We start from the raw sequence: 26,678 nt of genomic DNA, 5'->3' as shown, positions 1-26,678 counted from the left end.
ACGAAGACAGCCCCCCACCGGGGCCGCCGGCCCGGAGACTCAGCCGGACGGCTCGTCGGGTACCGGATGGTCCGGGTGCGCGCCGCCGGAGCGGGGCGCACCCCGCTTGCCGGTGCCGGACTCGTCCGTGTCAGGCAACTCCTCGTCCTCCTCGCCGTCCCGCGCGTCGTCGCGCTGCCGCTCCCGGGGCAGGTCCCAGCGGTCCTCCCGGCCGTGGAACTGCTGGTCGGGCATGTCGCGGGGCACCGGCTCCGGCTTCCGCCGACCGCCGTCCGGACGGCGGTCGTCCGTGCCTTCCCTGCGCTGGTCGGCCACTGCCTCGTCCTCCTTCGCGACGGCGGCCGGCGGGCCGCCGCGGTGAGCGGTTCCGTTGCGCCGCGGGTACCTCGGGGCCGGTCCCCGAAACCGCGGGCGGTACGGCGCCCACCCGCGCCGCCGACGGCGTCACCAGCAGAGGCAGAAGGGGTGCCCGGCCGGGTCCGCGTACACCCGGAACCTGCGCTGCCCGCCCTGGTCGTCCAGGTCGAGGGGCTCCGCGCCGAGGGCCAGCACCTCGCGCTGCGCGGCCTCGATGTCGGTCACGTCGAAGTCCAGGTGGAGCTGCTGGGAGTTGTCGTCGGCCTGCGGCCAGTCCGGTGCGCGGTGCCCCTCGGCACGCTGGAACGCCAGCCGGGCTCCCCCGGGCAGGTGGAGGTCGTACCAGTTCTCGTCGTACTCGCTGACCTGCCCGCCGAGGATCCCGGCGTAGAAGTCGGCGAGCGCCGCAGGGTCGGGGCAGTCCAGGGCCGTGAGGGTGTAGGTCGCGATGGCCATCGAGGGGTCTCCTTCGGGTTCCGGTCGCGCTGCGGTCACAGGGCGTGCAGCGCCGGCAGGAGCTTGCTGTGTGCCCATTCGATGAACGGCAGTTGGTGGTCGCCGCCGATCTGCACCAGCGCGATCTCGGTGAAGCCGGCCTCGGCGTACGGCCTGACCGCCTCGACGAACGTGTCGACGTCGTCACCGCACGGTACCGCCTCCGCGATGTCCTCGGGGCGCACATACGCGGTCGCCCCGGTGAAGCCGGCGGGCCCGGGCAGCTCGGCGTTGACGGGCCAGCTCCCGACCGCCCAGCGGAACTGGTCGTGGGCGCGGGCGACAGCCGCGGCGCGGTCGGGGTCGTAGCAGACCGGCAGTTGGCCCACCCGGGGCTTGCCCCGGCCGCCGTGCCGGTCGAAGGCGTCCATCAGCTCCCGCTTGGGCTCGGTGGCGATCATCACGTCCGCCTTGGTGCCGGCCACCTCGCAGGAGCGCTCCCCGGAGACGGCCACGCCGATCGGAGGCGGCTGCTCCGGCAGGTCCCACAGCTTGGCGTCGACGACGTCGAAGTGGCGGCCGTGGTGGTTCACATAGCCGCCCTCGAACAGCGCCCTGATGATGTCGATGGCCTCCGCCAGCTTCCCGATCCGGACGTGCGCCGCCGGCCAGCCCCGGCCCACCACGTGCTCGTTGAGGTTCTCCCCGCTGCCGAGCCCGAGGCGGAAGCGGCCCTCGGCGAGGATCTGGACCGTGGCGGCCTTCTGCGCCACGACCGCGGGGTGGTACCGCGTCGTCGGGCAGGTCACGTAGGTCATCAGGGGGATGCGCGAGGTGGCCTGGGCGGCGGCGCCCAGCACGCTCCACGCATAGGGTGAGTGCCCCTGGGAGGCGAGCCACGGGAAGTAGTGATCCGAGGTGACGGAGAAGTCGAACCCGGCCTGCTCGGCGGCCACGGCGTGCTCGACCAGCTCACGGGGGCCGGCCTGTTCCGTCATCATCGTGTATCCGATGTGCGCCATGGGCACTGGGTTGCCCGCGGCGGACGGGTGAAACCTCCGGCCCGCTCGGCACGGTGCGGCCCACGCTCCCACGGGCACCGCGCTCCGGGCGGTTCCGCCCGGCGGACACGCGCCGGGCGGCTCCGAGCTCGCCGCGTTCCATGGGCTCCGCCCGGCGCCCTACGCGGCGCGCTTCCAGGGCGCCGAACGCCGGTCGGGGAACCGTCCCGTCGGGCACCACGCGGCCGGCGGATTCCGGGCACCGCCGCATCACACCACCGCATCGCGCCGCGGAACCGCGCCCCGGTGACGGGACGGCCGGTGGCCGTGCACCGCGCGGCACACGATCGCGGCCGCCGCCCGCCCTGTCTGGATTCTTCCGTCGAACCGAGGAGGTCAGCGGCCCCGAGGACACCGCGGAAAGCCTTCTCCCCTCCAAGAACCCCTGGCCAGAGCCGGTGATGCGGGGCAGGATGGGCCCTGTCCTCCGGCAGTGGAGTACGCGACAGAGGCGGGAGCGGATGGCCGACGAAGTACCCTGCGCGGTCGGGCAGGGACCCGGCGGCGTGCCCCGCGGGGCCCTGCTACGGCCGGACGGGGCGGTGCCCGGGCCGGACGCGGTCCCGCCGCCGGACGCGGCACCCTCCGCGGCGGCCGCGGTCACCCTGTCCGTGCTGACCGGGCCCACGGCGGGCAGCGAGTCCCCCTTCGGCGAGCGGACCGTGCTCCTGGCCGGCCGCGCGGCGGAGTGCCGGCTGCGGCTGCCCCGGGACGACACCGGCGCCGACCGGTTCCACTGCCTCTTCGACATCAGTCCGCCACACGTCCGGATACGGGACCTGGCCGGTGCCCACGGCACCTTCGTCAACGGCGAGGAGCTCGCACACCGCCCGGGCGGACGGGCCGTGCCGGGCGCCGCCGAGCGGGACCTCGCCGACGGCGACGAGGTGCGGCTGGGCGGGACCGTGCTGCGGGTCGGCATCCGGGCGGCCGGCGAGACACCGGCACCCGGCGGGATGCCGGCGCCCGGCCCGGCACCGGATGCGGATGCGGATACGCACGCGGCACCGGATGCGGATGCGGCACCGGATGCGGCACCGTCGCCTCGCCCGACAGCGACGCCCGGCACGGCCCCGGCACCCGCGCCCACGGCACCCGGCGCATCGGCCGCGCCCCACACCGTCTCGTCGCCCGGTCCGGCCACCGCGCCCGGCACGGGACAGGGGCCCGCCGCGGTCCCGGGCCCCGCCGACGTCACGGCACCCGGGACGCTCCCCGCGCCCGCCCGCTGCCCCCACTGCACGCCGGACGCCGACCGCGACCGGGGCCGGAGCCGGAGCACGGGCGACACCACCTGTGAGCGGTGCCGCAGCCGTCCGATGGCCGTGCTGCGCGAGCTGCTGCGCCGCGCGGCCGAGTGCGGTGACCGCACCGTGGACCGGGACCTGGCGGGGGACGGCGCCCTTGCGGGGAACGGCGGCCCCGCCGGGGGCCGCGGCATCGCGCGGGAAGACGGCCCGGCGCGTGGCGGCGGCCTCACACAGGACGGCTGCCTCGACGCGCTGCGCGGCTACGAGGTGGTGCGGGAGATCGGCAGAGGCCGGTACGGGATCGTCTGCCTCGCCCGGCACCGCGGCACCGGCGCGCAGGTCGCGCTGAAGCTGATGCAGGCCCGGGGCCCGGTGGCACCGGGGAACCGCGCCGCGTTCCTCGCGCGGCTGGAACGGCTGCGCGGCCTGCGGCACCCGAACATCCTGCGCCTGTACGGCGCCGGGGCGTACGGCGCGGCGTTCTGCGTGGTCACCGAGTACGCCGCGGGCGGCACGCTGGAGGACCTGCTGGCCGCACGCGGCGGTGTGCTGCCGCCCGCCGAGGCGGTCGGCATCGCCCTCCAGGTGCTGGACGCCCTCGCGAGCGCCCACGCGACACGCCCACGGGCCGGCACCGGCACGGTCGGCTCCGCGCATCCGGACACCGGCGCGATGCGGCCCCCGCATCCCGGCACCGGCGCGATGAGGCACACGCACCCGGGCGCCGGCACGGTGGGCCCCACACACCCGGGCCCCGAACCGGCGGGATCAGCGCATCCGGGCACCGGCACGGAGGAGACCACGCGTCCGGACACCGGACCGGCGGGGCTCGCGCACCTGGACGTCAAGCCTTCCGACATCTTCCTGACCCGGCCCCCGACCGGGGCCGGGCCCTCGACCGTGGCCCCGCTCCGGCGGCCCGCCGACGGGTCCGGCGGCGGGGACACCGCGGCACCGCCCGTCGTCAAGCTCGGCGACTTCGGGCTCGCCGCGGCCTTCGACCGGGCGGGACTCGCGGGGCTGACGCGGACCGGTGCCCGGGCGGACCCGGTCGGCTACCTGCCGCGCGTCCGGCTGGTGGACGACGCCGGCGCGGGCCCGGAGGCGGATGTGTGGGCCACCGCGGCAGTCCTGTACCGCATGCTCACGGGCGCCGTGCCGCGCGAGGTGCCGCCCGGCGCCGATCCGCTGGCGGTGCTGCTGCGGGAGCCGCCCGTGCCGCTCCGCCGGCGCAACCCCGCGGTGCCCCGGCGGCTGGCCCAGGTGATCGACGCGGCGCTGATCGACAGCCCCCGTATCGTCACGGCCGGCGCGGGCGAGTTCCGTGCGGCGCTCAGTGCGAGCGTTCGCTGACGCTCCGGTGGCCGCCCGGCAGCATCTCCTGGACCTTGGCCTTGAAGCCCTGCCTGACCATCGCTGCACGGTCGCTGTCGCCCTTGAGGACCGACGCGGCGGCCGCCTCGATCTGGTCGAGCGAGGCGTGCGGCGGAATCGGCGGGACGGCCGGGTCCGTGCAGAACTCCGCGACGAAGGGCCGCTCCGAGGCGAGCGCGGACCGCCAGGCGCCCTCGACGTCGCCCGGCTTCTCCACCCGCACACCGCCCAGACCGAGGGAGCGCGCGAAGTCCGCGTAACGCACGTCGGGGATCTCCTGCGAGGGCAGGAACTGCGGGGCGCCCGACATGGCCCGCATCTCCCAGGTGACCTGGTTCAGGTCGTGGTTGTTGAGGATCGCGACGATCAGCCGCCCGTCCTTCCACTGCCGCCAGTACTTGGCGATGGTGATCAGCTCCGCCATGCCGTTCATCTGCATGGCCCCGTCGCCCACGATCGCGACCGCGGGCCGCTCCGGGTGGGCGAACTTGGCGCCGATCACATACGGCACCCCGGGGCCCATGGTGGCGAGCGTCCCGGACAGCGAACCGCGCATGGTGCCGCGCATGCGCAGGTGGCGGGCGTACCAGTTGGCGGCGGAGCCGGAGTCGGCCGCGATGATCGCGTCGTCGGGCAGCAGCGGATCGAGCGCGTGCACCACGTACTCCGGGTTGACGGGGTCGGCCTCGACGGCGGCGCGCCGTTCCATCACCTCCCACCAGCGGGCGTTGTCCTTCTCGATCTTCTGCCGCCACTTGCCGTGCTTCTTGCGGTCGAGCCGCGGCAGCAGCCGCTTCAGGGTCTCGGCGGCGTCGCCGACGAGGTTGACCTCGAACGGGTAGCGCATCCCCACCATGTGGGGGTCGATGTCGATCTGCACGGCCCGCGCCTGGTCGAGCTCGGGCATGAACTGCGTGTACGGGAAGCTGGAGCCGATGACGACCAGTGTGTCGCAGCCCTGCATCATCTCGTACGAGGGGCGGCTGCCCAGCAGCCCGATCGAGCCGGTCACATAGGGCAGGGTGTCCGGGAGGACGTCCTTGCCGAGCAGGGCCTTGGCGACGCCGGCGCCGAGCACGTCGGCGAGCTCCTCGACCTCCCGGCGGGCGCCGCTCGCTCCCTGCCCGATGAGCACGGCCACCTTCTCGCCCTCGTTGATCAGCCGGGCGGCCCGGCCGATGTCGTCGTCGGTGGGCACCGGCGCGTACCGGGCCATGCCCAGGCTGGAGGGGACCATCTTGAACGCGTGCTGCGGCGGGCTGTAGTCGAGCTCCTGCACGTCGGCGGGGACGATCACGGCGGTCACGGTCCGCTCGGCGGCGGCCGTGCGCATGGCGCGGTCGAGCACGTTCGGGAGCTGCTCGGGCACCGTCACCATCTCGCAGAAGTCGGAGGCGACGTCCTTATAGAGGCTCTGCAGGTCCACCTCCTGCTGGTACGAGCCGCCCATCGCGCTGCGGTTGGTCTGGCCGACGATCGCGACCACGGGCACGTGGTCGAGCTTGGCGTCGTAGAGGCCGTTGAGCAGGTGGATCGCGCCCGGCCCCGAGGTGGCGGCGCACACGCCGACCCGGCCGGAGAACTTGGCGTAGCCGACGGCTTCGAACGCGGCCATCTCCTCGTGCCTGGCCTGGATGAACTCGGGCTTGTTGCCGGCCCGCTCCCAGGCCGCGAGGAGGCCGTTGATGCCGTCGCCCGGGTAGGCGAAGACATGCTCCACGCCCCACTCGCGCAGCCGTTCCAGGATGTGGTCGGACACCTTCATCGTCACGGGAACCTCTCTCTTCTCCTCACGGAGGCGTTGCCGGAGCCCGGGATCCGGTGCGCGTGCGGGTACCCCGCAAAACAGCCGTCAAGACAGCCGGATGCCCCCGGCCCCGCGCACACAGCCGTACCCGCGCGCCGCCGTGGCACCGTGGCGGGGCCCTGCCGGACCGGCGTGGGCCCGGCCGGCGGCGGACAGGCCGGACGGGCCGGGCAGGCCGGGTAGGCCTGGCGCAGAACCGGCCCGGGAAGCGGGGAACGAGGCGCCGGCGCACGACGGGCCGACGTACGATCGGCAGAGGAACGGGATGGAGGGGTTGGGCACCACCGCGACCTGGCCGGGGACGGCGTACAGCCACGCCGGCACCCCGGGAGAGGAGCCCGGACATGAGCAGCAGCACCCTCGACGAGCGGACCGGCAACAGCGCCTACGGCAAGAAGCCGTTCAAGCGGTCACGGAGCCACTTCGCGGACCGCATCACCGCCGACGGCCGGGACGGCTGGCCGGTGGAGGCCGGACGCTACCGGCTGGTGGTGAGCCGCGCCTGCCCCTGGGCGAGCAGGGCGGTGATCTCCCGCCGGCTGCTGGGCCTGGAGGACGCCCTGTCGCTGGCCGTCACCGACCCGATCCAGGACGACCGGAGCTGGCGCTTCACGCTCGACCCGGACGGCCGTGACCCGGTGCTGGGCATTCGCTACCTCAGCGAGGCCTATGACGCCCGGGAGACGGGCTACCCGGGCGGGGTCAGCGTGCCCGCGATCGTGGACGTGCCCAGCGGACGCCTTGTCACCAACGACTTCCAGCAGATCACCCTGGATCTCGCCACCGAGTGGCGGGCCCTGCACCGGCCCGGCGCGCCCGACCTCTATCCGGAGCCGCTGCGCGACGAGATCGACGAGGTGATGGAGGGCGTCTACCGGGACGTCAACAACGGGGTGTACAAGTCGGGTTTCGCCACCACGCAGGACGAGTACGAGGAGGCCTGCCGGGCGCTCTTCCACCGTCTCGAGGAGGTGTCGCGCCGCCTTGCGAACCGCCGCTACCTGGTCGGGGACACCATCACGGAGGCGGACATCCGGCTGTTCACCACGCTGGTGCGCTTCGACGCCGTGTACCACGGGCATTTCAAGTGCAACCGCTGGAAGCTGTCCGAGGACCCGGTGCTGTGGGCGTACGCACGGGACCTGTACCAGACCCCCGGCTTCGGCGACACCGTGGACTTCGACCACATCAAGCGGCACTACTACCGGGTGCACACCGGCATCAACCCGTCCGGAATCGTTCCCGTCGGCCCGGATCTCCAGGGCTGGCTGACCCCGCACCACCGTGCGGAGCTGGGCGGCCGTCCCTTCGGCGACGGCACGCCGCCCGGCCCGGTGCCCGCGGCGGAGGAGGTGCCGCCGGCGGGGCGGCCCTGAGTCGGCGCTCCCCGGCCTGCCGGCGGCGGGCCCCGCCGGGGTGGAACCCGTCGGCCGCGGCCGGCCCGCCGGCCGTGGCGGGCTCGTTCAGCGGACCGGCTCCCGTCAGGCGGTGGCCGGCGGCCGGCGCAGCACATACAGCCCCACGCAGGCCACCAGCGCCACCACGCACCCCGCGAACACCAGGCCCGCGTCGCGCAGGCCGAGCCAGACGGCCATCGCCCCGACGCCCACCACCGGCAGCGAGATGCCCGTATACGCGACGACGAAGAAGGACGAGATGGTGCCCGCCCGGTGGTCCGCCGGTGCGGCCCGGCCGACCGCGGTCAGGCCGGCGCGGAAGCCCAGTCCCTGGCCGAAGCCCCCGCACAGGGCGCCCGCCACCAGCAGGTCCAGCGTCCGCAGGGCAAGCGAGCCGGCCACCATCAGCAGCCCCAGGACCAGCAGCAGGCACCCGACGGGCAGCGCACGGCGGATGCCCAGGCGGCCGGTGAGGAGCTGGCCGATCGTCGAGCCCAGGAAGACGGAGAAGACCACCGCGCCGGACACGGCCAGGTCGGTCTCGTGCAGGGTCTGCGCGAGGAAGCTGGGCGCCACCGCCGTGAAGAGCCCCAGCAGCGCGAACCCCGCGAAGGCCGCCAGGGACGTCGCCGTGAACACGCCGCGCACCGCGGGCGGCACCTTCAGCCCCGGCGGGCGCGGCGGCCAGGCGGGCCCGGCCCGGCCCGCGGTCTCCGGCAGCCGCAGGATGACCAGGGCGGAGAGCACCACCAGGGCGAGGTGCACCAGGTAGGGCAGCCGCAGCGGGTGGGGCGCGTACTGGGCGAGCAGCCCGGACAGCAGCGGGCCGCAGCCCAGGCCGCCCATGTTGGCCGCGGTCGCCGCGAAGCCGGCCCGTGACTGCCGCCCCTCGGGGGCCAGTTCCAGCACGGTGGCGGTGGCGGCGCCGCTGAGCAACCCGGCGGCGAAGCCGGACAGCAGCCGGCCGAGGAACAGCAGCGGCAGCCCACCCTCGAAGACGAAGCACAGGGCACTGCCCGCGGACAGCCCCATCGCGGCCAGCAGCACGGGCCGCCGGCCCACCCGGTCGGAGAAGTCGCCCAGGGCGAGCAGCACCCCGATCACCCCGACGGCGTACACGGCGAAGACCACCGTCACGATCAGCTCGGAGAAGCCGATCTCCGCCCGGTAGAGCCCGTAGAGGGGCGTCGGCAGGGTCATGCCCGCCATGCCGACGGTGAAGACCACCGCGGCGGCGAGGTAACCGGGTCGCCGCACCCTTCGTTCACCGCTCTGACGTGGAGCATTCACGCCGTCCACGGTACGAGCGCGTGATCCGCGCCGCGCACCGGGGCCTCGCCACGGGGTGCGCGGCGCCCGCGCCGCAGGTCGTGCGCGCCGCCGCTCTCGCGGGAGGTGGGCGGCTCCTGTCGCAAAAGAGCGGGCACGTACGGGACGAAGCCGGGTAGGCGTTCCACCGTGGCCGACGACGCATCCGCGCTGCCGCCGCCTGCGGCCCGGCGGCGCGGCCATCCGCCTCCGGCCCGGCCTGACGGCCCCGCGCGGCAGGCGGCGGATGGGACGAGAGCACCTGGGGCAGGAGTGAGTGGGACATCCTCGGACCGCAAGACGCGCCTCACCGTTCTGGTGGCGCTCGGCGCCAATCTGGCGATCGCCGCCGCCAAGGCCGTGGGCGGGCTGGTCTCCGGCTCGCCCGCGCTGCTGTCGGAGGCCGCGCACTCGGTCGCCGACAGCCTCAACGAACTGTTCCTGCTGGCCGCGCTGCACCGCAGCCGCCGCCCGGCGGACAGCCGGCACCCCTTCGGGTACGGCAAGGAACGCTACTTCTGGTCGCTGCTCGCGGCGGTGGGCATCTTCGTCATGGGCGGCTGCTTCTCCGTCTTCCAGGGCTTCGAGGCGTTGCGGAACGGTGCCGGGGAGAGCCACGCCGGCTATGTGGCGGGCCTGATCGTGCTCGGCGTCGCGCTGCTCTTCGAGGGCGCTTCCCTGCTGCGGGCGGTCCATCAGGCGCGCAACGATCCCGGGTCCGAGGGGCTGCGGGATCCGGCGCTGCGCACCGTGCTCGCAGAGGACGGCACCGCGGTGCTCGGTGTGACGCTGGCCCTGGCCGGGCTGGCGCTGCACATGGTCACCGGACAGGTCGTCTGGGAGGCGTCGGCGTCGTTCGCCATCGGACTGCTCCTCGTCCAGGTCGCCTACCGGCTGGGCCGCGAGGCCCGGGACCAGCTCATCGGAGAGGCGGCCGACCCCGTGCTGCGGCGTGAGATCCGGGAGTTGCTCAGTACCCAGCCGGAGATCGACAACGTCGAGTCGCTGCTCACCATGCGGCTCGGTCTGGACTCCACCCTGGTGGCGGCCCGTATCGACCTCCGGCCCGGCCTGGACAGCGAGGAGGTGGAACTGGTCTCCGAGCGCATCAAGTCATCGGTGCACGACGCCGTGCCGGAGGCCGACCAGATCTTCCTGGACGTCACGGAATCACCGCCGCGGCGGACCGCGGGCACCGCGCTGACAAGGGCGGGAGCACGCAGAGGGGGCGCGGGGCCCGGGCGGTAGCGCCACGGGAGAGGGAGCGACGGGGCCACGGGAGCGGGGCCATGGGAGCGGAACGCTCATGCGGCGGGAGAGGAACGTTCGAGCCGCATGCGAAGCGTTCGTACCGCGGGAAGCCATGGGCCACGGGAAGAAGGCAGCGGCGCAGAGCCGGAACGGCCCGTGGCGCCGCGATGGAAGAAAAGGCTCGGGCGCGGCGGGAAAAGCCCGCCGTGTGAGGTGGAGGGGGCGTAGCGACGGGGCAGCGGAGCGAGCGGACCGGGGAATGCGGGCCTGGCGCCGGTGTGTCTCGCGGGCGCTCCGCGCAGGGTGATCATCCGTCGAAGGAACGTCGCTTTTTCGTATAGGAGTACGAGCCCCCGGGGCCCTCGCCGACGCGGCGCTCACCCTTCGCCGTGGCCCTTGCCGCCGTCGCTTGTCCCAGGTGAGCGGCGTGTGCCAGGGTGGCCCCGGTTCCGCAGGGACCGGGGGCCGGACCTGCTCACGGGGCTTCCGCGCACCTCCGGTACGGCATTCCGTCCCCGGGCCCGCCCCGTACCCAAGACCCGTGGGGCGCTGGCCCGTTCGGGGATTTCCCGTGGTTCCGCCCGCTGTTTCCGCCCTTTTTCCGCGTGCTTTGCTTCGGCTCGGAAGGAAAGCCTCTGTGCCCATGCACCGCCCCCCGCATCCTTGCTATCCGCCCGATCCCGAACCGCTCCAGGAGGAGTCCGATGCGGCGCTCGCGGCATCCCTCAGAACGCCCTCGTGGAGCGCGGATCCCCGCCCTCTGGGCATCCTTGTGGAGCGGCACTGGGAGCAGGTGCACGACTACGCGGCGCTCTGCGCGGAGCTGACGGGCTGCCGGGCCGGCGCGCTGGCCGCGGCGGCCCTGCACCAGGTGCTCAGGGGTCTCGGCAGGACCGGGCCCGCCGTGGCCCTGCGCCCGCAACTGCTGATGACGGTGCGCCACACCGCGGAGACGTGGGCGCTCGACGCGCACTGGGCAGGCCAGGCCGGGGCCGCGGGCGCCGCCCCGCCGGGGCTCGCGGCCGCCGGCGACCGGCGGCTCGCGCTGATCTCCTTCCGCGGCCTGTCGCCCACGGGGCAGTGCCTGCTGTGGCACACCGCGGTCGAGGCCGAACCGGTCTCGGTGCCCGCGGCGCTGCTCGCGCTCGACATCGGCTCGGCCCTGACCGAACTGGAGCTGGCCCGCGGGCAGTTCAGGTCCGGTCTGCTGGGGACCCACGCGGAGCGCGCGGGGCAGCCCCTCTGCCGTGTCTACAACCGGCTGCTCGACACCCAGACCCGGCGCGGCGGGACCCTGCTGCCCGACGTCCGCCAGCATCTGCTGGACTGCCCGGACTGCGGCGCGGCGGCGGAGCAGCTGGACATGCTGGAACGCCGGCTCGGGGAGTTGCTCGGGCAGGCGGTGCTGGGCCGTCCGGCGGCGGACTACCTCGCCTCCCGGCCCGGCCGCCCGGATGCCTCACCCGCCGGTCCCGGACCCGCGGAGGCCGCGCCCCGGCCGGGCTGGCACCGGCGTCCCGGGCGGCACCGCCTTCCGACGGGCGCCGCGGACGGCGGTCCGGCCGCCGGCGCGGCGGCGCCCCCACGGGAGCCCGCGGCACCGTCGCGCGGCTACGCCAGGGCACTGCTCACCGGCGTCGGTCTGGCCTCGGCGCTGGCGCTGGGCGCGGCCGTGACGACCACGCTGTGGCCGGCGGGCAACGCCTCCCGGGCGGGATCGGCGGCACCGGGCGGTGCCGTGCCCCGACCGGGCCTCGGCAGCCGGGCCTGGGCGCCGCCCCGGGCACCCGCCGCGACCGGGGTCCCGGTCGGGACGCCGCCGGCCGGTGCCCCGGAAGCCGGGCCGCGCCCCGCCCCCGGCCTCCGTCCCGACGCCGCGCTCCGAGCCCTGCACGGCACGGGTAGGGACCCGGCGCCTTGCACGCCGACGGCCACCGCGCAGCCGGCCGGCGGAGGTGGCCTGCGCCCGGGCACCGCCGCCCCCGAGCCCTGCCCCGACCCGGCACCGGACCACACGGCCCCCTCCGCCGGGACCCTCCTCTCCCCCGAGCACGGAGGCGATACGCCCGGACACCCCGCGGCGCGGCGCGCCCCCGTGCCCGAGCGGGCACGGCACCTGGCCGGCTCCTGCACCACGGCGGTGCCGGAGCAGGCCCCACCACCCCGGGCCGGCGAGTAGGGGCGCGGGGAACCGCGCGAGCAAGCGACGACAGCGTCGGGGCACCGGCGTCCCACAGCGGCAGCGCCGCGGGCGCGGGGAACCGCGGCGGTGCCCGCGGAGGGAGAATCCTGGAGGCGGGACGGCCCAGGGGCGCGGGGACCGCACGCGCCACCACTTCCGACCGGTACCCGAGCACCAGACCGCAGGGGCCTACCGGTGCCCGAGCACCAGACCGCAGGGGCCTCCAGACCACAAGGGCTTACCGGTGCCCGAGCACCAGGCCGCAGGGGGCTCGGTCTGCCGGCTCCCGAAGCACGTCGCCGGGGCCTCGTCGCCCCGGCGACGCCGTCGCCATGCGCTGCCGCCGTGGCTGGGCCACGCTGGACGCAGGAGGTGCCATGCTTCCCGTCGAAGCGCTCGACCGGATCGCGTTCCTGCTGGAGCGGGCCCAGGCCCCCACCTACCGGGTCCGTGCCTTCCGCACGGCCGCCGCCGCGGTCGAGGCGATGCGGGAGGACGAGCTGCGGGAACTCGCGGCCGCGGGCACCCTCCAGTCGGTGCGGGGCATCGGGCCGCGCACCGCGCAGGTGGTGACGGAGGCGCTGGACGGCCGGGTGCCGGGCTACCTGCAGCGGCTGGAACGGGAGAAGGAACCGCTCACCGAGGGCGGCGAGCGGCTGCGGAGCCTGATGCGCGGGGACTGCCATCTGCACTCCGACTGGTCCGACGGCGGGAGCCCCATCGACGAGATGGCGGCGACCGCGGCCCGGCTCGGGCACGACTGGGCGGTGCTCACCGACCACTCGCCCCGGCTGACCGTGGCCCGCGGGCTGTCCGCCGAGCGGCTGCGCAGGCAGCTGGAGACGGTGGCCCGGCTGAACGCACGGTGGGAGCCCTTCCGGCTGCTCACCGGGATCGAGTGCGACATCCTCCCCGACGGCTCGCTCGACCAGGAGCCGGAGCTGCTGGAGCGGCTCGACGTGGTGGTCGCCTCCGTCCACTCGCAGCTCCGGATGGACACGGCCGCGATGACCCGGCGGATGATCAGGGCCGTGCGCGATCCCCGCACGGACATCCTGGGGCACTGCACCGGGCGTCTGGTCGGGGAGCGGAGGCGGCCCGAGTCGGAGTTCGACGCCGAGGAGGTCTTCGCCGCGTGCGCGGAGACCGGCACGGCCGTGGAGATCAACAGCAGGCCGGAGCGGCGCGACCCGCCGCTCCGGCTGCTGCGCACCGCGCTGGCGGCGGGCACGCTGTTCGCCGTCGACACCGACGCCCATGCGCCGGGCCAGCTCGACTGGCAGATCATCGGCTGCTCCCGCGCCGAGGAGTGCGGGGTGCCGGCCCGGCGGATCATCACCACCTGGAGCGCGGACGAGCTGCTGGAGTGGGCCGGGACCCGGCGGCCCCCCTGATCCCGGGCAGCGCCCAGGAGGCCGGATCCCCTCACCCCGCTGCCCGTCGGCCCCTGCTCCACCGCCCCGCGTGACCCATCGCACCCGGCGTGTCGGGTGTGGATGTTTGCGCGGCCCGTGTGCGTTGCAGACGAAGGTACGACGGCCACGGGCCACGCCCGGCCGGCCGCAGCCCCATCCGCGACACTGCAAGGGAACAGAGAGATGCCACTCACCGGCGAGTACGAGCCCAGCACGAGCCAGCGGTCCCGCGATCAGGTCGAGCTGTACGAGAGCTCGGGCGGCACGGAGGGGACCACCCTGCGCGGCATGCCCGTGGTCATACTGACGTCGCGTGGTGCCAGGAGCGGAAAGATCCGCAAGACGCCGCTGATGCGGGTGGAGCACGACGGCGCCTACGCGGTGGTCGCCTCGCTGGGCGGCGCCCCGAAGCACCCCGTCTGGTACTACAACCTGCTGGCCGACCCCCGGGTGGAGCTGCAGGACGGCCCGGTGCGCCAGGACATGACGGCACGCGAGGTCACCGGCGACGAGCGGGCACTGTGGTGGCGGCGCGCCGTCGAGGCGTACCCCGACTACGCCGACTACCAGCAGAAGACCGACCGCGAGATCCCGGTCTTCGTACTGGAGCGGGCCCCCGCCCCGCACTGAGCCGAACCGCCCCGAGCCGGGCGATGTGCTGCTGCGCAGAGCCCGGTCGCGCAGCCCCCCGAGCCCCTCATACGGCCGCGTCCCTCCGTGGGGCCGCGCCCCGGAAGGGGCGCGGGGAACTGCGCGCGCAACCGCAAGAGACCGGCAGCCGGCAGGCCACAACAGCCCCCTACCCCGCCGCGACTGCCGCAGGCAGTCGGCAAGGGCATTCCGGGGGACCCGGCGGAACCTGCGGACCGGCCCTCACGCCGCGGCAGCGGCGAAAGCACCCAGACCGCCGAGCACACGATCCGGCGTCAGCGGCAGCTCGCGATACCGCACACCCGTGGCGTGGTACACCGCGTTGCCGATCGCGGCGGCCGCGCCGACGATCCCGATCTCGCCGATCCCCTTGCTGCCCATCGGGTTGAGCTGGGCGTCCTCCTCGTCGATCCAGTGCGCCTCGATGTCGCCGATGTCGGCGTGCGTGGGGACGTGGTAGAGGGCGAGGTCGGTCTCGGTGAAGTCGCCGAAGGCCGGCTCCATGGTGCTGCCCTCCATGAGGGCCATTCCCGCGCCCATGGTCATGCCGCCGAGGAACTGGGAGCGGCCGGTGCGGGCGTTGAGCACATGCCCGGCGGCGAACACCCCGAGCATCCGGCGGATCCGCACCTCCCCGCTGTCGGTGTCCACCTGCACCTCGGCGAAGTGCGCACCGAAGGCGCTGCGTGCGTGGTCCGCCCCGCGGTCGGCGGCGTGGGCGGTGTCGGCGTGCGCGTCAAGGCCCTCGGGCGGCAGCGGTCCCCGGTGCTCCCGCAGGCGCGCGGCCAGCGCGGTGCAGGCCTCGTGGACGGCGGTGCCCCAGGACGCCGTCCCGGACGAGCCGCCGGCGACCGGTGCCTTCGGCAGCGCGCTGCTGCCGACCTCGGTGCGCACCGCGGTGAGCGGCACGCCGAGCGCGTCGGCCGCGATCTGGGCGAGGACGGTGCGCGCCCCGGTGCCGATGTCGGCGGCCGCGACCCGCACGGTGCAGGTGCCGTCGGGGTGGGCGTGCGCGCCGGCCAGGGACGGCTGGAAGTGGACGGGGTAGAGCGCGGAGGCGACGCCGGTGCCGATGAGCAGCGCTCCCCTGCGGTCGCGACCGGGCCGGGGGTCGCGCTCGGCCCAGCCGAACCGCTCGGCGCCCTCGCGCAGGCACTCCGCGAGGTGCCGGCTGCTGAACGGCCGGCCGCTGTCCGGCTCCCGGTCGGTGTCGTTGCGCAGGCGCAACTCGACGGGGTCGAGTTGGACGGCCTCGGCCAGTTCGTCCATGGCCGACTCCAGCGCGTACATGCCGGGGCAGGTGCCCGGGGCGCGCATCCAGGAGGGCGTCGGCACGTCGAGCGGGACGACGCGGTGCAGGGTGCGGCTGTGCCGGGAGCCGTACATCGACCGGCTCGGCGTGGCGCCCTGTTCCACGAACTCCTTCACCCGCGAGGTCTGGGTGGTGACCTCGTGGCTCAGCGACGTCAGCCGCCCGTCGGGCTCCGCTCCGAGCCGTATCCGGTGCAGGCTGGGGGGCCGGTGGCCGACCACAGCGGCGAGGTGCCGTCGCGGCAGCGCGAGCGACACGGGCCTGCCGACCTGCCGGGCGGCCATGGCGGCGAGCACGGTGTGGGGCCGGGGTGTGCCCTTGGAGCCGAAGCCGCCGCCGACGTGCTCGGCGACGACGGTGATCTTCTCCTCGGGGAGTCCGAAGAGCGCCGAGAGGGCCGTGCCGACCGCGCTTGCGCCCTGGTCGGAGTCGTAGACGGCGAGCCGGTCGCCCTGCCACTCCGCGGTGGCGGCGTGCGGCTCCATCGGCTGGTTGTGCTCGGGCGGCACCCGGTAGGCGGCGTCGACGCGGACCGGGGAGGCCGCGAAGGCGGCGTCGGGGTCGCCGTGTTCGCGGATGCCGGGGTAGCCGCCGTTGACGTTCTCGGGGACGTAGGCGTCCGGGTGGTCGGCGGTCAGGGTGACGTCGTGCGGGGCGGTCTCGTACTCGATGTGCACCGCGGCCGCGGCGGTGCGGGCCGTCTCCAGGGTCTCGGCGACGACGAGCGCCACGTACCAGCCGCGGTGCGGCACGCTGTCGTTCTGCAGCACGTTCAGGGTGGGGTCGCCCGCGTCGCCCAGCCGTGGCGCGGTGGCGGGCGTGAGGACGGCGAGCACGCCGGGTATGTCCAGGGCGGCGCGGTCGTCCACCCGGACCACCCGGCCGCGCGCGACGGTGGCGGGCACGGGCCAGGCGTGGGCGCAGTTGTAGGGGTGGTACTCCGCCGCGTACCGGGCGGCGCCCATGACCTTCTCGTGGCCCTCGCGGCGCTCGACCGGGTCGCCGAGGACCGGACCGTCCGGGGAACCGGTCGGCGTGGCCGGGCCGGAGGCCGCCCGGGTGCCGGGTGCCGCTGTGGTGTGACGCATCGCCAGTTCCTTCCGTAGCAGCGTCGGTCGGTTGCCAGGGGGTGCCGCCCGCGCGCCGCGCGCCTGGTCCCGGCGGCCGGGCTGCCGGGTGGTGGGTGCATGTCAGCGCGGGCCGGTGGTGAGCCGGGTCAGCACCTCACAGGCCAGATTGCGCGCGAGGGGGATCTTGTAGGCGTTGTCCCGCAGGGGTTCGGCCCGGGACAGCTCGGCGTCGACGGCTTCCGCCACGGCCGCCCTGGTGGGCTCGGCATCCTGGAGGGCCTCCTCGGCGCGGCGGGCCCGCCACGGCCGGTGGGCGAGGCCGCCGAACGCGAGAGCGCTGCGCCGCACCCGGCCGTCCCGCATCTCGACGAGGGCGGCCACCGAGGCGAGCGCGAAGGCGTACGAGGCGCGATCGCGGGCCTTGCGGTAGGCGGCGGGCAGGCCGGCGCTGTGCGCGGGCAGCACGACCGCGGTGATCAGTTCGCCCGGCCGGATCACCGTGTCCTGCTCGGGCCGGTCCCCCGGCAGCCGGTGGAACTCGGTGACGGGTACGGACCGCTCGCCGTCGGTGCCGTGCAGTTCGACCGTGGCGTCGAGGGCGGCGAGGGCGACGGCCATGTCGGAGGGGTGAGTGGCGATGCAGTGCGGGGAGTGTCCCAGCACGGCGTGGTCGCGGTGGCTGCCCTCGCGGGCGGCGCAGCCGCTGCCCGGCCGGCGCTTGTTGCACGGCTTGCCGGTGTCCTGGAAGTAGGGGCAGCGGGTGCGCTGCAGCAGGTTGCCGCCGATGGTGGCGATGTTGCGGAGCTGGCCCGAGGCGCCGGCGAGCAGCGCCTGGGTGAGCACCGGCCACCGGGTGCGGACCAGCGGGTGCACCGCGACGTCGGTGTTGCGTGCGGTGGCGCCGATGCGCAGGGCCCCGTCGGGGCTCTCCTCGATGCCGTCCAGGGGGAGCCTGCTGATGTCGACCAGGGTGTCCGGGGCGGTGACGCCGAGCTTCATCAGGTCGACGAGGTTGGTGCCGCCGCCGAGGTAGTGCGCACCGTAGTGTCCGGCGTAGGCGGCGGTGGCCTCGTCCACGGTGGCGGCCCGCACATAGGAGTAGGGCTTCATTCGATCACGTCCTCGACGGCGGCGACGATGTGGGGGTAGGCGCCGCAGCGGCAGATGTTGCCGCTGAGCCGGGCCCGGATCTCCGCCGGGGTGAGCGCGACGGGCTCGTGGGCCGGATGGTCCGGTTCGGTGACGTCGGAGGGGTGACCCGCCGCGGCCTCGGAGATCATGCCGGCCGCGGAGCAGATCTGCCCCGGGGTGCAGTACCCGCACTGGAAGCCGTCGTGGTCGAGGAAGGCGCGCTGCAGCGGGTGGAGTTCCCCGCCGTCCGCCTCGGCGAGTCCCTCGACGGTGGTGATGTCGTACCCGTCCTGGGCGACGGCGGGCAGCAGGCAGGCGTTGGCGCGGCGGCCCTCGACGAGGACCGTGCAGGAGCCGCACTGCCCGTGGTCGCAGCCCTTCTTGGCGCCGGTGAGGCCGAGTTGCTCGCGGAGCACGTCCAGCAGCGCCGAGCGGTTGTCGACGACGAGGGTGCGGGATGTGCCGTTCACGCGGAGGGTGATGCGGGAGTGGGTCGTCTCCCGCGTCTCGCCCGCGGAGCCCGCGTACGGGCCGTGCGGCTCCTCGGGGGTGGTCGGGGCGTGGGTGCCGGGATGCAGCGTCACGGTGCTCACCTCGCCGGGGGCGGCTCGCGGGACTCACGGCGCGTGTCGGTGCGGTCGGAGTTCTCCGGGACGACGTGGACGGCGGCCTCCTCCGCCGATGCCGCGGCGCCGCTGATGCCGACGTCCTCCGCGAGCAGGTCCTTCTCCTCGTCCTCGTGGGCGCCCTCGTCGGGGGCGACCAGGCGTCCCGCGCGGTCGTCGCCGACCTCGTCGTCGCGGGGCTCGCCGTTGCCGCCGGGCTTGTCGCCGATGCCGTCGTCGAGGAGCGCCTCGTCGTCGAGGGCGGGGTCCGGTTCCTCCTCGGCGAGGCGCTGGTCCAGGGTCTCGCCCTGGTTCTGCTCCCTGGCCGTCGTGCCCTGGTGCTCGACGGCCAGGGGCCGCTCGGGTGGTGACGCGCCCTCGTCGTAGGGGTCGGCGCCCCGGTCGATCAGGGTGTCCTCGGGCTCGCGGATGCCCTCGTAGAGGGGCTCGTCGGGCTCGTCCGGCTGGTAGACGTCGTCACCGTTCGGGTCGTAGAGGTCGTCGCCGCTCGGGTCGTCGGCCGACATGGTTGGCCCCCTTCCTCCGACTGTTCCTCCCCGCTGCGCGTATCCAGCCCGCGGCGGACCACACCTGCGGCTTGCCGGCGGCCGCCCCGCGGCGGCCCGGTCAGCCGCCCCCGACGACGGCGCGGTCGGCCACCCCCGGCGGCGCGGTGAGCCTCGCGAGGTCAGCCGCTCCGGCAGTGCGGTCAGCCGCTCCCGGGAGCCCTGACGAGGACCTCGCCGGCCGCGGTGCGGTAGTAGAGCACCGAGCGGCCGCTGCGCCGCCGGCCGGCGAGGCCGGCGTCGAGCAGGACGCGGAGGTGCCGGCCGACCGAGCCCAGCCCCTGGCCGGTCAGCGTGACCAGGTGGGTGGTGCTCTTCGGGGTGTCAAGCAGGACCAGGACGGCCGCCCGCGCGGGCCCGAGCAGCCGCGCCAGCGCCTTGGGCACGGCGGTGCGGTCCGCATCGGCGAGGACGCCGGAGCAGGGGTGGACGACGGCGTACCGGGCGGCCTCCGGAGGCGTGGACCAGGAGACCCAGCCGTGCTGCTGGTGGGTGACCGGGACGAAGAAGAGCGGGGCTCCTGAGACCTCCCGGGGCGGGTGGTCACGGGGGTTGACCTGGAGCCGGCTGCCGCCGAGCCAGCGCATGCCGGGGCGCATGGCGTCCAGTGTGGCGGCCCAGCCGACCTGCCCGAGCCGGCCGGACCGGGCGACGATGTCGGCCTCGATGATCCGCCGGCGCCGCTCCCAGTCGGGCCGCACGGTGTGCTGCCACACCCACGTCAGCAGGTCGGCGGCGCGTTCGGGCAGGTCGGAGCGGTCCAGCGGGGCCGGCAGCGGGCCACCGAGCGCGTCCCGCAGGTCCTGTCGTGCCCGCTCCGGCGACATGGCCCTGATCTGGTCTGTCTCCGCGTCGAACGCGGGCTCCCGGGCCCCGGTGGGGGTGGGGGTGAGGAAGTCGGCGATCCAGTGGTCGCGGTAGGCCGCACGGAGGAGGCAGGCGGTGACCGGGTCGGCGTCGAGACGGGCCCGGTAGGCGCCGAGGTGGGCGGTGAGCCAGGCGCGCTCGCCGGGGTGCGTGGCCTGCCGGGTGTGCAGGGTGAACAGGCAGGCGGTGGTCTCGGCCAGGGCGGAGACGAGGAACCTGCTGCCCGCCAGCGTGTCCGCGTTGACGTGCCACAGCCCCAATGCTTTCGCCTCCCCGCGAAACATTAACGCCCTCCGGGGCCGCCCACGGAGCCTTGTGGCCATGCACACATACGGGGATCTCTTCCGGGTGCGGGAGTTCCGTGCGCTCTTCACGTCCGTGTCGGCGCAGGTCGCCGCGCAGACGGTGAGCGGGCTGGCGCTCGCCACCCTGGTCTACGGGGCGACGGGGTCGCCTCTGCTGGCCGCGCTGAGCATGTTCGGCGCGTCGTTCGCGCAGCTGGCCGGGGCGCTGACGCTGCTGTCGGCGGCGGACCGGCTGCCGCCGCGCGGCGCGCTGACCGCCATCGCGCTGGTCTTCGCGGCGGGCACCGCGGCGCTGGCGGTGCCGGGGCTGCCGGTGTGGGGGCTGTTCTGCCTGGTGCTGGGCCTCGGTCTGGTGGCGTCGGTCGGGGGCGGGGTGCGCTACGGGCTGCTCAACGAGGTGCTGCCGCGTGACGGGTACCTGCTGGGCCGTTCGGTGCTCAACATGTCCGTGGGTGTCATGCAGATCTCCGGCTACGCCCTGGGCGGTGTGCTGACGGTGGCGCTGTCGCCGCGCGAGACACTGCTGGCCGCCGCACTGCTCCACCTCGCGTCGGCGCTCCTGGCCGGTACCGGGCTGAGCGGGCGGCCCGCGCGCGCCGCGGGCCGTCCCTCGATCGGCGAGACCTGGCGGACCAACCGGCGGCTGTGGTCGTCCGTGCCGCGCAGATACGTGTATCTCACGCTCTGGGTGCCCAATGGGCTGATCGTCGGCTGTGAATCGCTGTTCGTGCCGTACGCACCACATCATGCGGGCCTGCTCTTCGCCATGGCCGCGTTCGGCATGCTCGCCGGGGACACGGTCGCTGGGCGCTTCGTGCCGCCGCGGCTGCGGCACCGGCTGGGGGCGCCGCTGCGGCTGCTGCTCGCGGCGCCGTATCTGCTCTTCGCGCTGCCGCTGCCGCTGCCGGCCGCGGTCGCCGCGGTGACCGTGGCGTCGACGGGCTTCGCGGCGAGCCTGCTGCTCCAGGACCGCCTGCTGGCGCTGACGCCGGAGGATATGAGCGGGCAGGCCCTCGGGCTGCACTCGTCCGGCTTGCTCGCCCTGCAGGGCGTGGGGGCGGCCCTTGCGGGCGCCGTCGCGCAGTGGTCCTCGCCCGGCACGGCGATGGCGGTGATGGCGGTGGCCTCGACGGCGGTGACGCTGGCACTGGCGCCGAGGCTGCGTGCGGAGCCGCCGCAGCCGCGCGGGACGGCCGAACGGGCGGTCGTCGGTCCGTGATCCGGCGGGCGGCCGTTGCTCGCGCAAGTTCCCCGTACCCCTGTGCCACGGCACCGCCGGTGCCCCTCAAGGGGGCGCGGGGAACTGCGCGAGAAGCCCGGCGCGGCCCGTGGAGTGGCACCGGTACGAACGGGCGGGTGCGGTCGCTCCGGCCACCGGCCGGACGAGAGATCCCGCCACCCCACGGGGCTGTTTTCGGACGACGCGCTCACCTGCCGGGGAAACGATCAATCTCTCCATGCCGCGGCACGCTCGGCACCCACCGCGCCCCGGACGGTGACAAGAGGCACCTTCCGGCCATCCGGCATCCCCCACTCCCTCCACAGGGGGCGGTTGGCCGGAAGTCTGTGGTGACAAAGGCCCCGGGAATCGATATTCGTCGTCTGATCACACCATGTTGTGCGGGCGTAACGCTCCGCTCATCATGCGGCGGGCGACGTGACGGGGGTTGCTGTGCACGACGAGATCCTGTGCCAGGTCACCGCCTACGGGGTCTGCGGCGGCAGGCGCGTGGGCGTGCCCCTCGGCACCTACCGGGCCCCGACCCTGCCTCTTGCCCTGTGGTGGCTGCGGGACCGCGCGGCCTGGATAGCCGACCGGCTCGATCCGAACCCGGACGACCCCTTCTTTCCGGCAACGGCCCTCACTCCGGTGGCGGACACCGTACCGGATGTTCCGAGCGCGCTGCGCGCCTGGTGCTTCGATCCGGCGCACCAGGAGAACGTCGCCGAGGAACTCGCCGCCGGACGCCTCATGCGGTTCGCCACCCGGGACGACACGACGGAGTACGAATTGCTGGCGGAATCGGTCGACGCCATGCGCATGCACCGCGCCATGCCGATGCTGATCACCACATGCCCGACCGGGGCGGACTGAGCACGCACCCGGCTCGGCAGGGCCCCGGCCCGATACTGGTCCGTACCAACACCTTGACATGAACATTGCTCACTTCTTGAATCGTGGAGGGCCGCTCCCCCGGCGCGCCCCATCCCCCACATCCACGGACGGGCTGCTCACCGGCTTGTCACGGGGAAGGAACCCCATGATCAAGAGCAACTCCGGCGTGCGCCGGCTCGGCCTCCGGCTCCTCGTGCTCCTCGCGGTGCTGTTCGGCCTCGCCGTCGTGCCGGCCTCCGCACAGGGCCGGGCGGGCGCCGCCCCGTTCAAGGTGCTGGCCTTCTACAACGGCACCTACGACGCCGCCCACATCGCCTTCGTCAAGGAGGCCAACGAGTGGTTCCCGCAGGCGGGCGCGGACCACGGCTTCACCTACACCGCCACCGACGACTGGGGCCTGCTCGCGGACAGCGCCGCCCTCGGGCAGTACCAGGTGCTGCTCTTCCTCGACGACGCCCCGAAGACCGAGGCCGAGCGCTCCGGCTTCGAGGCCTACATGAAGGGCGGCGGCGCCTGGATGGGCTTCCACGTGTCCGCCTTCACCACCGACGCGCAGAGCTGGCCCTGGTACTACGAGCAGTTCCTCGGCAGCGGCGACTTCGTCTCCAACACCTGGGGTCCCACCACCGCCACCCTGCGCACCGAGGACCGCGACCATCCCGCGACGGCCGGCCTGCCCGCCACGTTCACCTCGTCGGTGAGCGAGTGGTACAGCTGGAGCAACGACCTGCGCAGCAACCCGGACATCGACATCCTGGCCTCCGTCGACCCCGTGAGCTTCCCACTGGGCACCGACCCGAACCAGTCCTGGTACGACGGCTACTACCCGATCCTGTGGACGAACACCGAGTACCGGATGCTGTACGCGAACTTCGGCCACGACGCCATGGACTACGCCACCAACACACCCCTGTCGTCGACGTTCGACAGCGAGACCCAGAACACCTTCCTCCTCGACGGCCTGACCTGGCTGGGAACCGGGGCGGCACCCGTCCGATAAACCGTCCCCCAACCTGTCCACCCCGCACTCCGCACCCGTCCACCCCCGCACTCCGTCACCCACGCCGCTTCCGTCACCCACCGTGGCCGGCCGCTGCCCCGAGGCAGCCGCCGGCCACGGGTTTTTCGCGGGGCCGCGGGCCGTTTCCTACCGCTGCGCAGGACTTAACCTGGTATTGACCCGCTATGGCGGACTATGGAGAGAACGCGACCGGGCTGCCGCGCGTGGCATGCGATGCAGTCGGGCCTAGACCTGCTCTTTCACTCTGGAGTGATAGGGATGCACAGCCGTTTCCAGCCCGACAGGCGGCTGACCGCCCGCATGCTGCTGACGCTCTTCCTGCTCGGCCTGCTCTACGTGGGCTTCGTCGCCGCACTCATCGTGCTGCTCCAATCCGTGGTCCTCGTGGTCGTCATCGCGGCCGCGCTGCTCTTCGCGCAGTACTGGTTCTCGGACAAGATCGCCCTGTACGCCATGCACGGCCGGATCGTCTCCCGTGAGGAGGCGCCGCACCTGCACGGTGTCATCGACCGCCTGTGTGCGGCGGCCGACATGCCCAAGCCCCGGGTGGCCGTGGCCACCACGGACATGCCCAACGCGTTCGCGACGGGCCGCAACCCCAATCACGCGGTGGTGTGCGTCACCTCCGGCCTGGAGCGACGTCTGGAGCCGGAGGAGCTCGAGGGCGTGCTCGCCCACGAGCTGTCGCATGTGGCGCACCGCGACGTCGCCGTGATCACGGTGGCCTCGTTCCTGGGCGTGATCGCCGGGCTCGTGGTGCGCTTCGCGTTCTACTCGGAGCTGTTCGGCCGCGGCCGGCGCGACCAGAACACCATGGCGCTGCTGGCGATGGTGGTCGGCGTGTCGATCGCGGTGTACGCGATCAGCTTCGTGCTGATCCGCGCCCTGTCGCGGTACCGCGAGCTGGCCGCGGACCGGGCCGGTGCGATGCTCACCGGCCGCCCCTCGGCCCTCGCCTCGGCGCTGACCAAGCTCACCGGCGACATCGCCCGGATCCCCACCCGCGACCTGCGGACCGCGAAGGCGTTCAACGCCTTCTACTTCACCCCGGCCGTCGGCACGATGCCCGGCTTCAAGCAGCTCTTCTCGACTCACCCGAGCCTGGAGCGCCGGCTCGACCAGCTGGCCGCCATCTCGGCCCAGCTCGGCCAGACCACGGACACCCGGAGCTGACCGCATGGGTTTCCTGGACACCCTGCTCGGGCGCAGCCGTCCGGCCGCGCCCGACCTGGACCAGCTCTTCGGCCTGCCCTCGGCGGCGGTGACCCTGGAGGCCGCCGCCGCCTTCACCCCCACGGGGGTGGGCTCGGTCTGCTTCTCCAGCGTGGAGGGCGCCGAGTTCGCCCAGGTGCACGACGGCGTGCGGGAGCTGCTCGACGCGGACAGCGACCGCAGCGGCCCGCCCATCGCGTTCGAGCGGGATGGCTACGGCTACTCCTGGCTGATCTCCCGCCGGTCGCCCGACGACCTGCCCGCCCTGGTCAGCGATCTGCACGCGGTCAACTCCGCCCTGTACGAGTCCGGCTTCGGACCGCAGCTGCTCTGCTCCCTGGCGGGCTTCCGGGACCCCGAGGGGCGCCGGCTGGCGCTGGTGTACCTGTACAAGCGCGGCTCGTTCTACCCGTTCGCACCGCTGACCGGCGAGCGCCGCGACAACACCCTGGAGTTGCAGATCCGCGCAACCCTCGCGAACGACCTGCGCATCGAGCCCGACCTCACTCGCTGGTTCCCGCTCTGGGGCGCACCCGGGCTGTGACGACGGCCCGGCCCCGGTCCCGGACGGGCCGGGGCCGGGCCCCGGTCCCGCCGGCCGACGGGCCAGCAGGTCACTTCCCCAGCGCACCCGCCCGTGCCGCGCGCCGGGCGAACACCTCGCCCTGCGCCGTGGCCATCTCCCGCAGCGCCGACGCACGCTCCCGCCGGGTGAGCCGGTCCAGGTAGAGACGCCCGTGCAGGTGGTCGGTCTCGTGCTGGAGGCAGCGGGCGAAGTAACCGCGGCCCTCGATCACGAGCGGCCTGCCGTCCTTGTCGGAGCCGCGGACGACGGCGTGTTCCGGCCGGGGCACCACGCGGTACGGACCCGGTACCGACAGGCACCCCTCGGCCTCCTCGGCGAGGCCCCTACGGGCGGCCGGCAGCTCGTCCAGCACGGGGTTGGCTATATGGCCGACGTGCCGGACGCCCCACTCGTCGGTGCAGTCCCAGACGAAGAGGCTGAGACCCACCCCGACCTGGTTGGCGGCGAGGCCCGCGCCCTCGCAGATGTCCAGGGTGGCGAACATGTCGTCGATCAGCCGCGTCAGCTCGGGCGAGCCGAAGTCCTCGACCTCCCGGCACCTGCGGTGCAGGACTTCCTCCCCCACCACGGTGACCCTGCGCATGACGCCCCGGACGGCCTCGGGCACCGTGCGGGGATACGAGTCCACCGGCTCGCCCTGGACCCGCACCCGGCGGTCCCACCGCACTCGTCCGCCCCCGAAACCGACGGCCATGATGCCCCCATCCCTTGCAAAGTGCTTTGCAAAGTAGCACACTCCGTGAGATGACCAAGGAGAACCACCAGGACACTCCGCCGCACCCGGCGCCGGACGGCACCCTGCGCACCACCGGTCGGGCACCGCAGCCGCTGCCCGATCATCCGGTGCGCATCGCGCTGCTGGACCTGCTCGCCGAGACGGGCACCCTGACGGCCACCGAGGCGGCCGCGCGTCTCGGCCACAGCTCGGGGCTGTGCTCGTTCCATCTGCGTCAGCTCGCCCGGCACGGCCTGGTGGAGGAGGCGCCGCACCGGGGCGGCAGGGCCCGGCCCTGGCGGCTGCGGTGGGACGCGCCGGACCGGCCGCAGCGAGCGGCGCGGGAGTTCACCGCGCTGACCCGGGACGTGGAGGACGAGAGCCACCAGCGCTGGCTCGACCGGAGGGAGCGGCTGCCGGTCGAGTGGCAGGACGACCACTCGTTCTCGGCGGTGGTGCACCTCTCCCCCGCGGAACTCGCGGACGTCGCCGCCGGGGCGCGGGAGCTGCTGGAGCCCTACCGGGAGCGGGACGGGGACCCGGCCGCGCGTCCCGCGGACGCGGTGGCCGTGGCCGCGGTCACCCGGCTCTTCCCCCTGCTGTGAGGCGGCGCGGGTGTGCACCCCGGGGCGCGGAGGACCGCGCGCACCCCACCGTCGGCCGGCGGCCCGGCCGTGGTGCGCG

The 26,678-nt window shown here is 74.4% G+C and carries 22 protein-coding genes and 1 pseudogene; 12 read left to right on the top strand and 11 right to left on the bottom strand.

Features of this window, described 5'->3' with window-relative positions; translation table 11 throughout:
* Positions 1-39: 39 nt before the first annotated feature.
* The 3 genes from ACSMXW_RS36215 to ACSMXW_RS36205 all read right to left on the bottom strand — a co-directional run bounded on the left by ACSMXW_RS36215 (position 40) and on the right by ACSMXW_RS36205 (position 1,814).
* Positions 40-315 (bottom strand): hypothetical protein, encoded by a 276-nt coding sequence (locus ACSMXW_RS36215; RefSeq protein WP_485802719.1) that lies wholly within the window; start codon positions 313-315, stop codon positions 40-42.
* Between the two features lie 129 nt (positions 316-444).
* Entirely contained in the window at positions 445-813 is a 369-nt protein-coding gene (locus ACSMXW_RS36210; protein ID WP_485802718.1) for a VOC family protein, read from the bottom strand.
* A 35-nt stretch (positions 814-848) separates the two neighbouring features.
* Complete coding sequence (locus tag ACSMXW_RS36205) at positions 849-1,814, bottom strand: LLM class F420-dependent oxidoreductase (protein WP_485802716.1); 966 nt, start codon at positions 1,812-1,814, stop codon at positions 849-851.
* A gap of 500 nt (positions 1,815-2,314) precedes the next feature.
* On the opposite strand from ACSMXW_RS36205, the gene ACSMXW_RS36200 reads away from it, so the two are divergent.
* Positions 2,315-4,456 (top strand): protein kinase domain-containing protein, encoded by a 2,142-nt coding sequence (locus tag ACSMXW_RS36200; RefSeq protein WP_485802714.1) that lies wholly within the window; start codon positions 2,315-2,317, stop codon positions 4,454-4,456.
* Here ACSMXW_RS36200 and ACSMXW_RS36195 read toward each other — a convergent pair.
* Complete coding sequence (locus ACSMXW_RS36195) at positions 4,437-6,242, bottom strand: thiamine pyrophosphate-requiring protein (RefSeq protein WP_485808522.1); 1,806 nt, start codon at positions 6,240-6,242, stop codon at positions 4,437-4,439. The two genes, ACSMXW_RS36200 and ACSMXW_RS36195, sit on opposite strands and share 20 nt — an antisense overlap.
* 386 nt (positions 6,243-6,628) lie before the next feature.
* Here ACSMXW_RS36195 and ACSMXW_RS36190 point away from each other — a divergent pair, with 386 nt between their 5' ends.
* On the top strand, positions 6,629-7,660 hold the full coding sequence (locus ACSMXW_RS36190) for a glutathione S-transferase family protein (protein ID WP_485802712.1): 1,032 nt from the start codon (positions 6,629-6,631) through the stop codon (positions 7,658-7,660).
* Positions 7,661-7,765: 105 nt separating this feature from the next.
* On the opposite strand, the gene ACSMXW_RS36185 is transcribed toward ACSMXW_RS36190, so the two are convergent.
* Positions 7,766-8,890 carry an MFS transporter gene (locus tag ACSMXW_RS36185; RefSeq protein ID WP_485808520.1) on the bottom strand — a complete coding sequence of 375 codons (1,125 nt, stop codon included), beginning with the start codon at positions 8,888-8,890 and terminating at the stop codon, positions 7,766-7,768.
* Positions 8,891-9,262: 372 nt separating this feature from the next.
* Between ACSMXW_RS36185 and ACSMXW_RS36180 the strand changes: the two genes are divergently transcribed.
* From ACSMXW_RS36180 to ACSMXW_RS36165, 4 genes are all read left to right on the top strand, one after another.
* On the top strand, positions 9,263-10,237 hold the full coding sequence (locus ACSMXW_RS36180; RefSeq protein WP_485802710.1) for a cation diffusion facilitator family transporter: 975 nt from the start codon (positions 9,263-9,265) through the stop codon (positions 10,235-10,237).
* Positions 10,238-10,883: 646 nt separating this feature from the next.
* A complete protein-coding gene (locus ACSMXW_RS36175) occupies positions 10,884-12,419 on the top strand; it encodes a hydrolase (protein WP_485802708.1) in 1,536 nt (511 codons plus the stop codon).
* A gap of 380 nt (positions 12,420-12,799) precedes the next feature.
* The gene (locus tag ACSMXW_RS36170; protein ID WP_485802706.1) at positions 12,800-13,816 is read left to right on the top strand and encodes a PHP domain-containing protein; all 1,017 of its coding nucleotides are present in this window, start codon (positions 12,800-12,802) and stop codon (positions 13,814-13,816) included.
* 204 nt (positions 13,817-14,020) lie between these two features.
* On the top strand, positions 14,021-14,467 hold the full coding sequence (locus tag ACSMXW_RS36165; protein WP_485802704.1) for a nitroreductase family deazaflavin-dependent oxidoreductase: 447 nt from the start codon (positions 14,021-14,023) through the stop codon (positions 14,465-14,467).
* 243 nt (positions 14,468-14,710) lie between these two features.
* Here ACSMXW_RS36165 and ACSMXW_RS36160 read toward each other — a convergent pair whose 3' ends face one another.
* From ACSMXW_RS36160 to ACSMXW_RS36140, 5 genes are all read right to left on the bottom strand, one after another.
* The gene (locus ACSMXW_RS36160) at positions 14,711-16,888 is read right to left on the bottom strand and encodes a xanthine dehydrogenase family protein molybdopterin-binding subunit (RefSeq protein ID WP_485802702.1); all 2,178 of its coding nucleotides are present in this window, start codon (positions 16,886-16,888) and stop codon (positions 14,711-14,713) included.
* A gap of 102 nt (positions 16,889-16,990) precedes the next feature.
* Positions 16,991-17,980 (bottom strand): FAD binding domain-containing protein, encoded by a 990-nt coding sequence (locus ACSMXW_RS36155; RefSeq protein WP_485802700.1) that lies wholly within the window; start codon positions 17,978-17,980, stop codon positions 16,991-16,993.
* Positions 17,977-18,483: a (2Fe-2S)-binding protein gene (locus ACSMXW_RS36150; protein WP_485808518.1), complete on the bottom strand. Its 507-nt coding sequence runs from the start codon at positions 18,481-18,483 to the stop codon at positions 17,977-17,979. Before ACSMXW_RS36150 ends, ACSMXW_RS36155 begins: the two co-directional genes overlap by 4 nt.
* Positions 18,484-18,590: 107 nt before the next feature.
* A complete protein-coding gene (locus tag ACSMXW_RS36145) occupies positions 18,591-19,133 on the bottom strand; it encodes a DUF5709 domain-containing protein (protein ID WP_485802698.1) in 543 nt (180 codons plus the stop codon).
* Positions 19,134-19,315: 182 nt separating this feature from the next.
* Entirely contained in the window at positions 19,316-20,299 is a 984-nt protein-coding gene (locus ACSMXW_RS36140; protein ID WP_485808516.1) for an ArsR/SmtB family transcription factor, read from the bottom strand.
* A gap of 61 nt (positions 20,300-20,360) precedes the next feature.
* Between ACSMXW_RS36140 and ACSMXW_RS36135 the strand changes: the two genes are divergently transcribed.
* The 5 genes and pseudogenes from ACSMXW_RS36135 (at position 20,361) to pspAB (ending at position 25,237) form a co-directional block, all read left to right on the top strand.
* Complete coding sequence (locus ACSMXW_RS36135) at positions 20,361-21,563, top strand: MFS transporter (RefSeq protein WP_485802697.1); 1,203 nt, start codon at positions 20,361-20,363, stop codon at positions 21,561-21,563.
* Positions 21,564-22,016: 453 nt separating this feature from the next.
* Positions 22,017-22,439, top strand: coding sequence for a hypothetical protein (locus tag ACSMXW_RS36130; RefSeq protein ID WP_485808514.1), 423 nt, complete (start codon positions 22,017-22,019; stop codon positions 22,437-22,439).
* 166 nt (positions 22,440-22,605) lie between these two features.
* Positions 22,606-23,445: pseudogene (locus ACSMXW_RS36125) on the top strand (ThuA domain-containing protein); the annotation flags it as partial.
* A 294-nt stretch (positions 23,446-23,739) separates the two neighbouring features.
* A complete protein-coding gene (gene htpX, locus ACSMXW_RS36120; RefSeq protein WP_485802695.1) occupies positions 23,740-24,654 on the top strand; it encodes a zinc metalloprotease HtpX in 915 nt (304 codons plus the stop codon).
* A 4-nt stretch (positions 24,655-24,658) separates the two neighbouring features.
* Positions 24,659-25,237 carry a PspA-associated protein PspAB gene (gene pspAB / locus ACSMXW_RS36115; protein WP_485802693.1) on the top strand — a complete coding sequence of 193 codons (579 nt, stop codon included), beginning with the start codon at positions 24,659-24,661 and terminating at the stop codon, positions 25,235-25,237.
* Positions 25,238-25,307: 70 nt separating this feature from the next.
* Here pspAB and def read toward each other — a convergent pair whose 3' ends face one another.
* Positions 25,308-25,973, bottom strand: coding sequence for a peptide deformylase (def, locus tag ACSMXW_RS36110; protein WP_485802691.1), 666 nt, complete (start codon positions 25,971-25,973; stop codon positions 25,308-25,310).
* A 50-nt stretch (positions 25,974-26,023) separates the two neighbouring features.
* Between def and ACSMXW_RS36105 the strand changes: the two genes are divergently transcribed.
* A complete protein-coding gene (locus ACSMXW_RS36105) occupies positions 26,024-26,599 on the top strand; it encodes an ArsR/SmtB family transcription factor (RefSeq protein WP_485802689.1) in 576 nt (191 codons plus the stop codon).
* Positions 26,600-26,678: the final 79 nt, after the last annotated feature.

The sequence above is a fragment of the Streptomyces sp. DSM 116793 genome (assembly GCF_057320905.1).
Note: the sequence above shows the minus strand (reverse complement) of the source record. Positions and strands in the feature narration are given on the sequence as shown.

What these genes read in the sequence shown, in the direction of transcription:
- ACSMXW_RS36105 (WP_485802689.1), top strand. Translation starts at nt 26,024, where the DNA reads ATGACCAAGGAGAACCACCAGGACACTCCGCCGCACCCGGCGCCGGAC.
- ACSMXW_RS36190 (WP_485802712.1), top strand. Translation starts at nt 6,629, where the DNA reads ATGAGCAGCAGCACCCTCGACGAGCGGACCGGCAACAGCGCCTACGGC.
- ACSMXW_RS36185 (WP_485808520.1), bottom strand. Translation starts at nt 8,890, where the DNA reads ATGGCGGGCATGACCCTGCCGACGCCCCTCTACGGGCTCTACCGGGCG.
- htpX (WP_485802695.1), top strand. Translation starts at nt 23,740, where the DNA reads ATGCACAGCCGTTTCCAGCCCGACAGGCGGCTGACCGCCCGCATGCTG.
- ACSMXW_RS36170 (WP_485802706.1), top strand. Translation starts at nt 12,800, where the DNA reads ATGCTTCCCGTCGAAGCGCTCGACCGGATCGCGTTCCTGCTGGAGCGG.
- ACSMXW_RS36205 (WP_485802716.1), bottom strand. Translation starts at nt 1,814, where the DNA reads ATGGCGCACATCGGATACACGATGATGACGGAACAGGCCGGCCCCCGT.
- ACSMXW_RS36175 (WP_485802708.1), top strand. Translation starts at nt 10,884, where the DNA reads ATGCACCGCCCCCCGCATCCTTGCTATCCGCCCGATCCCGAACCGCTC.
- def (WP_485802691.1), bottom strand. Translation starts at nt 25,973, where the DNA reads ATGGCCGTCGGTTTCGGGGGCGGACGAGTGCGGTGGGACCGCCGGGTG.
- ACSMXW_RS36210 (WP_485802718.1), bottom strand. Translation starts at nt 813, where the DNA reads ATGGCCATCGCGACCTACACCCTCACGGCCCTGGACTGCCCCGACCCT.
- ACSMXW_RS36165 (WP_485802704.1), top strand. Translation starts at nt 14,021, where the DNA reads ATGCCACTCACCGGCGAGTACGAGCCCAGCACGAGCCAGCGGTCCCGC.
- ACSMXW_RS36155 (WP_485802700.1), bottom strand. Translation starts at nt 17,980, where the DNA reads ATGAAGCCCTACTCCTATGTGCGGGCCGCCACCGTGGACGAGGCCACC.
- pspAB (WP_485802693.1), top strand. Translation starts at nt 24,659, where the DNA reads ATGGGTTTCCTGGACACCCTGCTCGGGCGCAGCCGTCCGGCCGCGCCC.
- ACSMXW_RS36160 (WP_485802702.1), bottom strand. Translation starts at nt 16,888, where the DNA reads ATGCGTCACACCACAGCGGCACCCGGCACCCGGGCGGCCTCCGGCCCG.
- ACSMXW_RS36145 (WP_485802698.1), bottom strand. Translation starts at nt 19,133, where the DNA reads ATGTCGGCCGACGACCCGAGCGGCGACGACCTCTACGACCCGAACGGT.
- ACSMXW_RS36135 (WP_485802697.1), top strand. Translation starts at nt 20,361, where the DNA reads ATGCACACATACGGGGATCTCTTCCGGGTGCGGGAGTTCCGTGCGCTC.
- ACSMXW_RS36195 (WP_485808522.1), bottom strand. Translation starts at nt 6,242, where the DNA reads ATGAAGGTGTCCGACCACATCCTGGAACGGCTGCGCGAGTGGGGCGTG.
- ACSMXW_RS36200 (WP_485802714.1), top strand. Translation starts at nt 2,315, where the DNA reads ATGGCCGACGAAGTACCCTGCGCGGTCGGGCAGGGACCCGGCGGCGTG.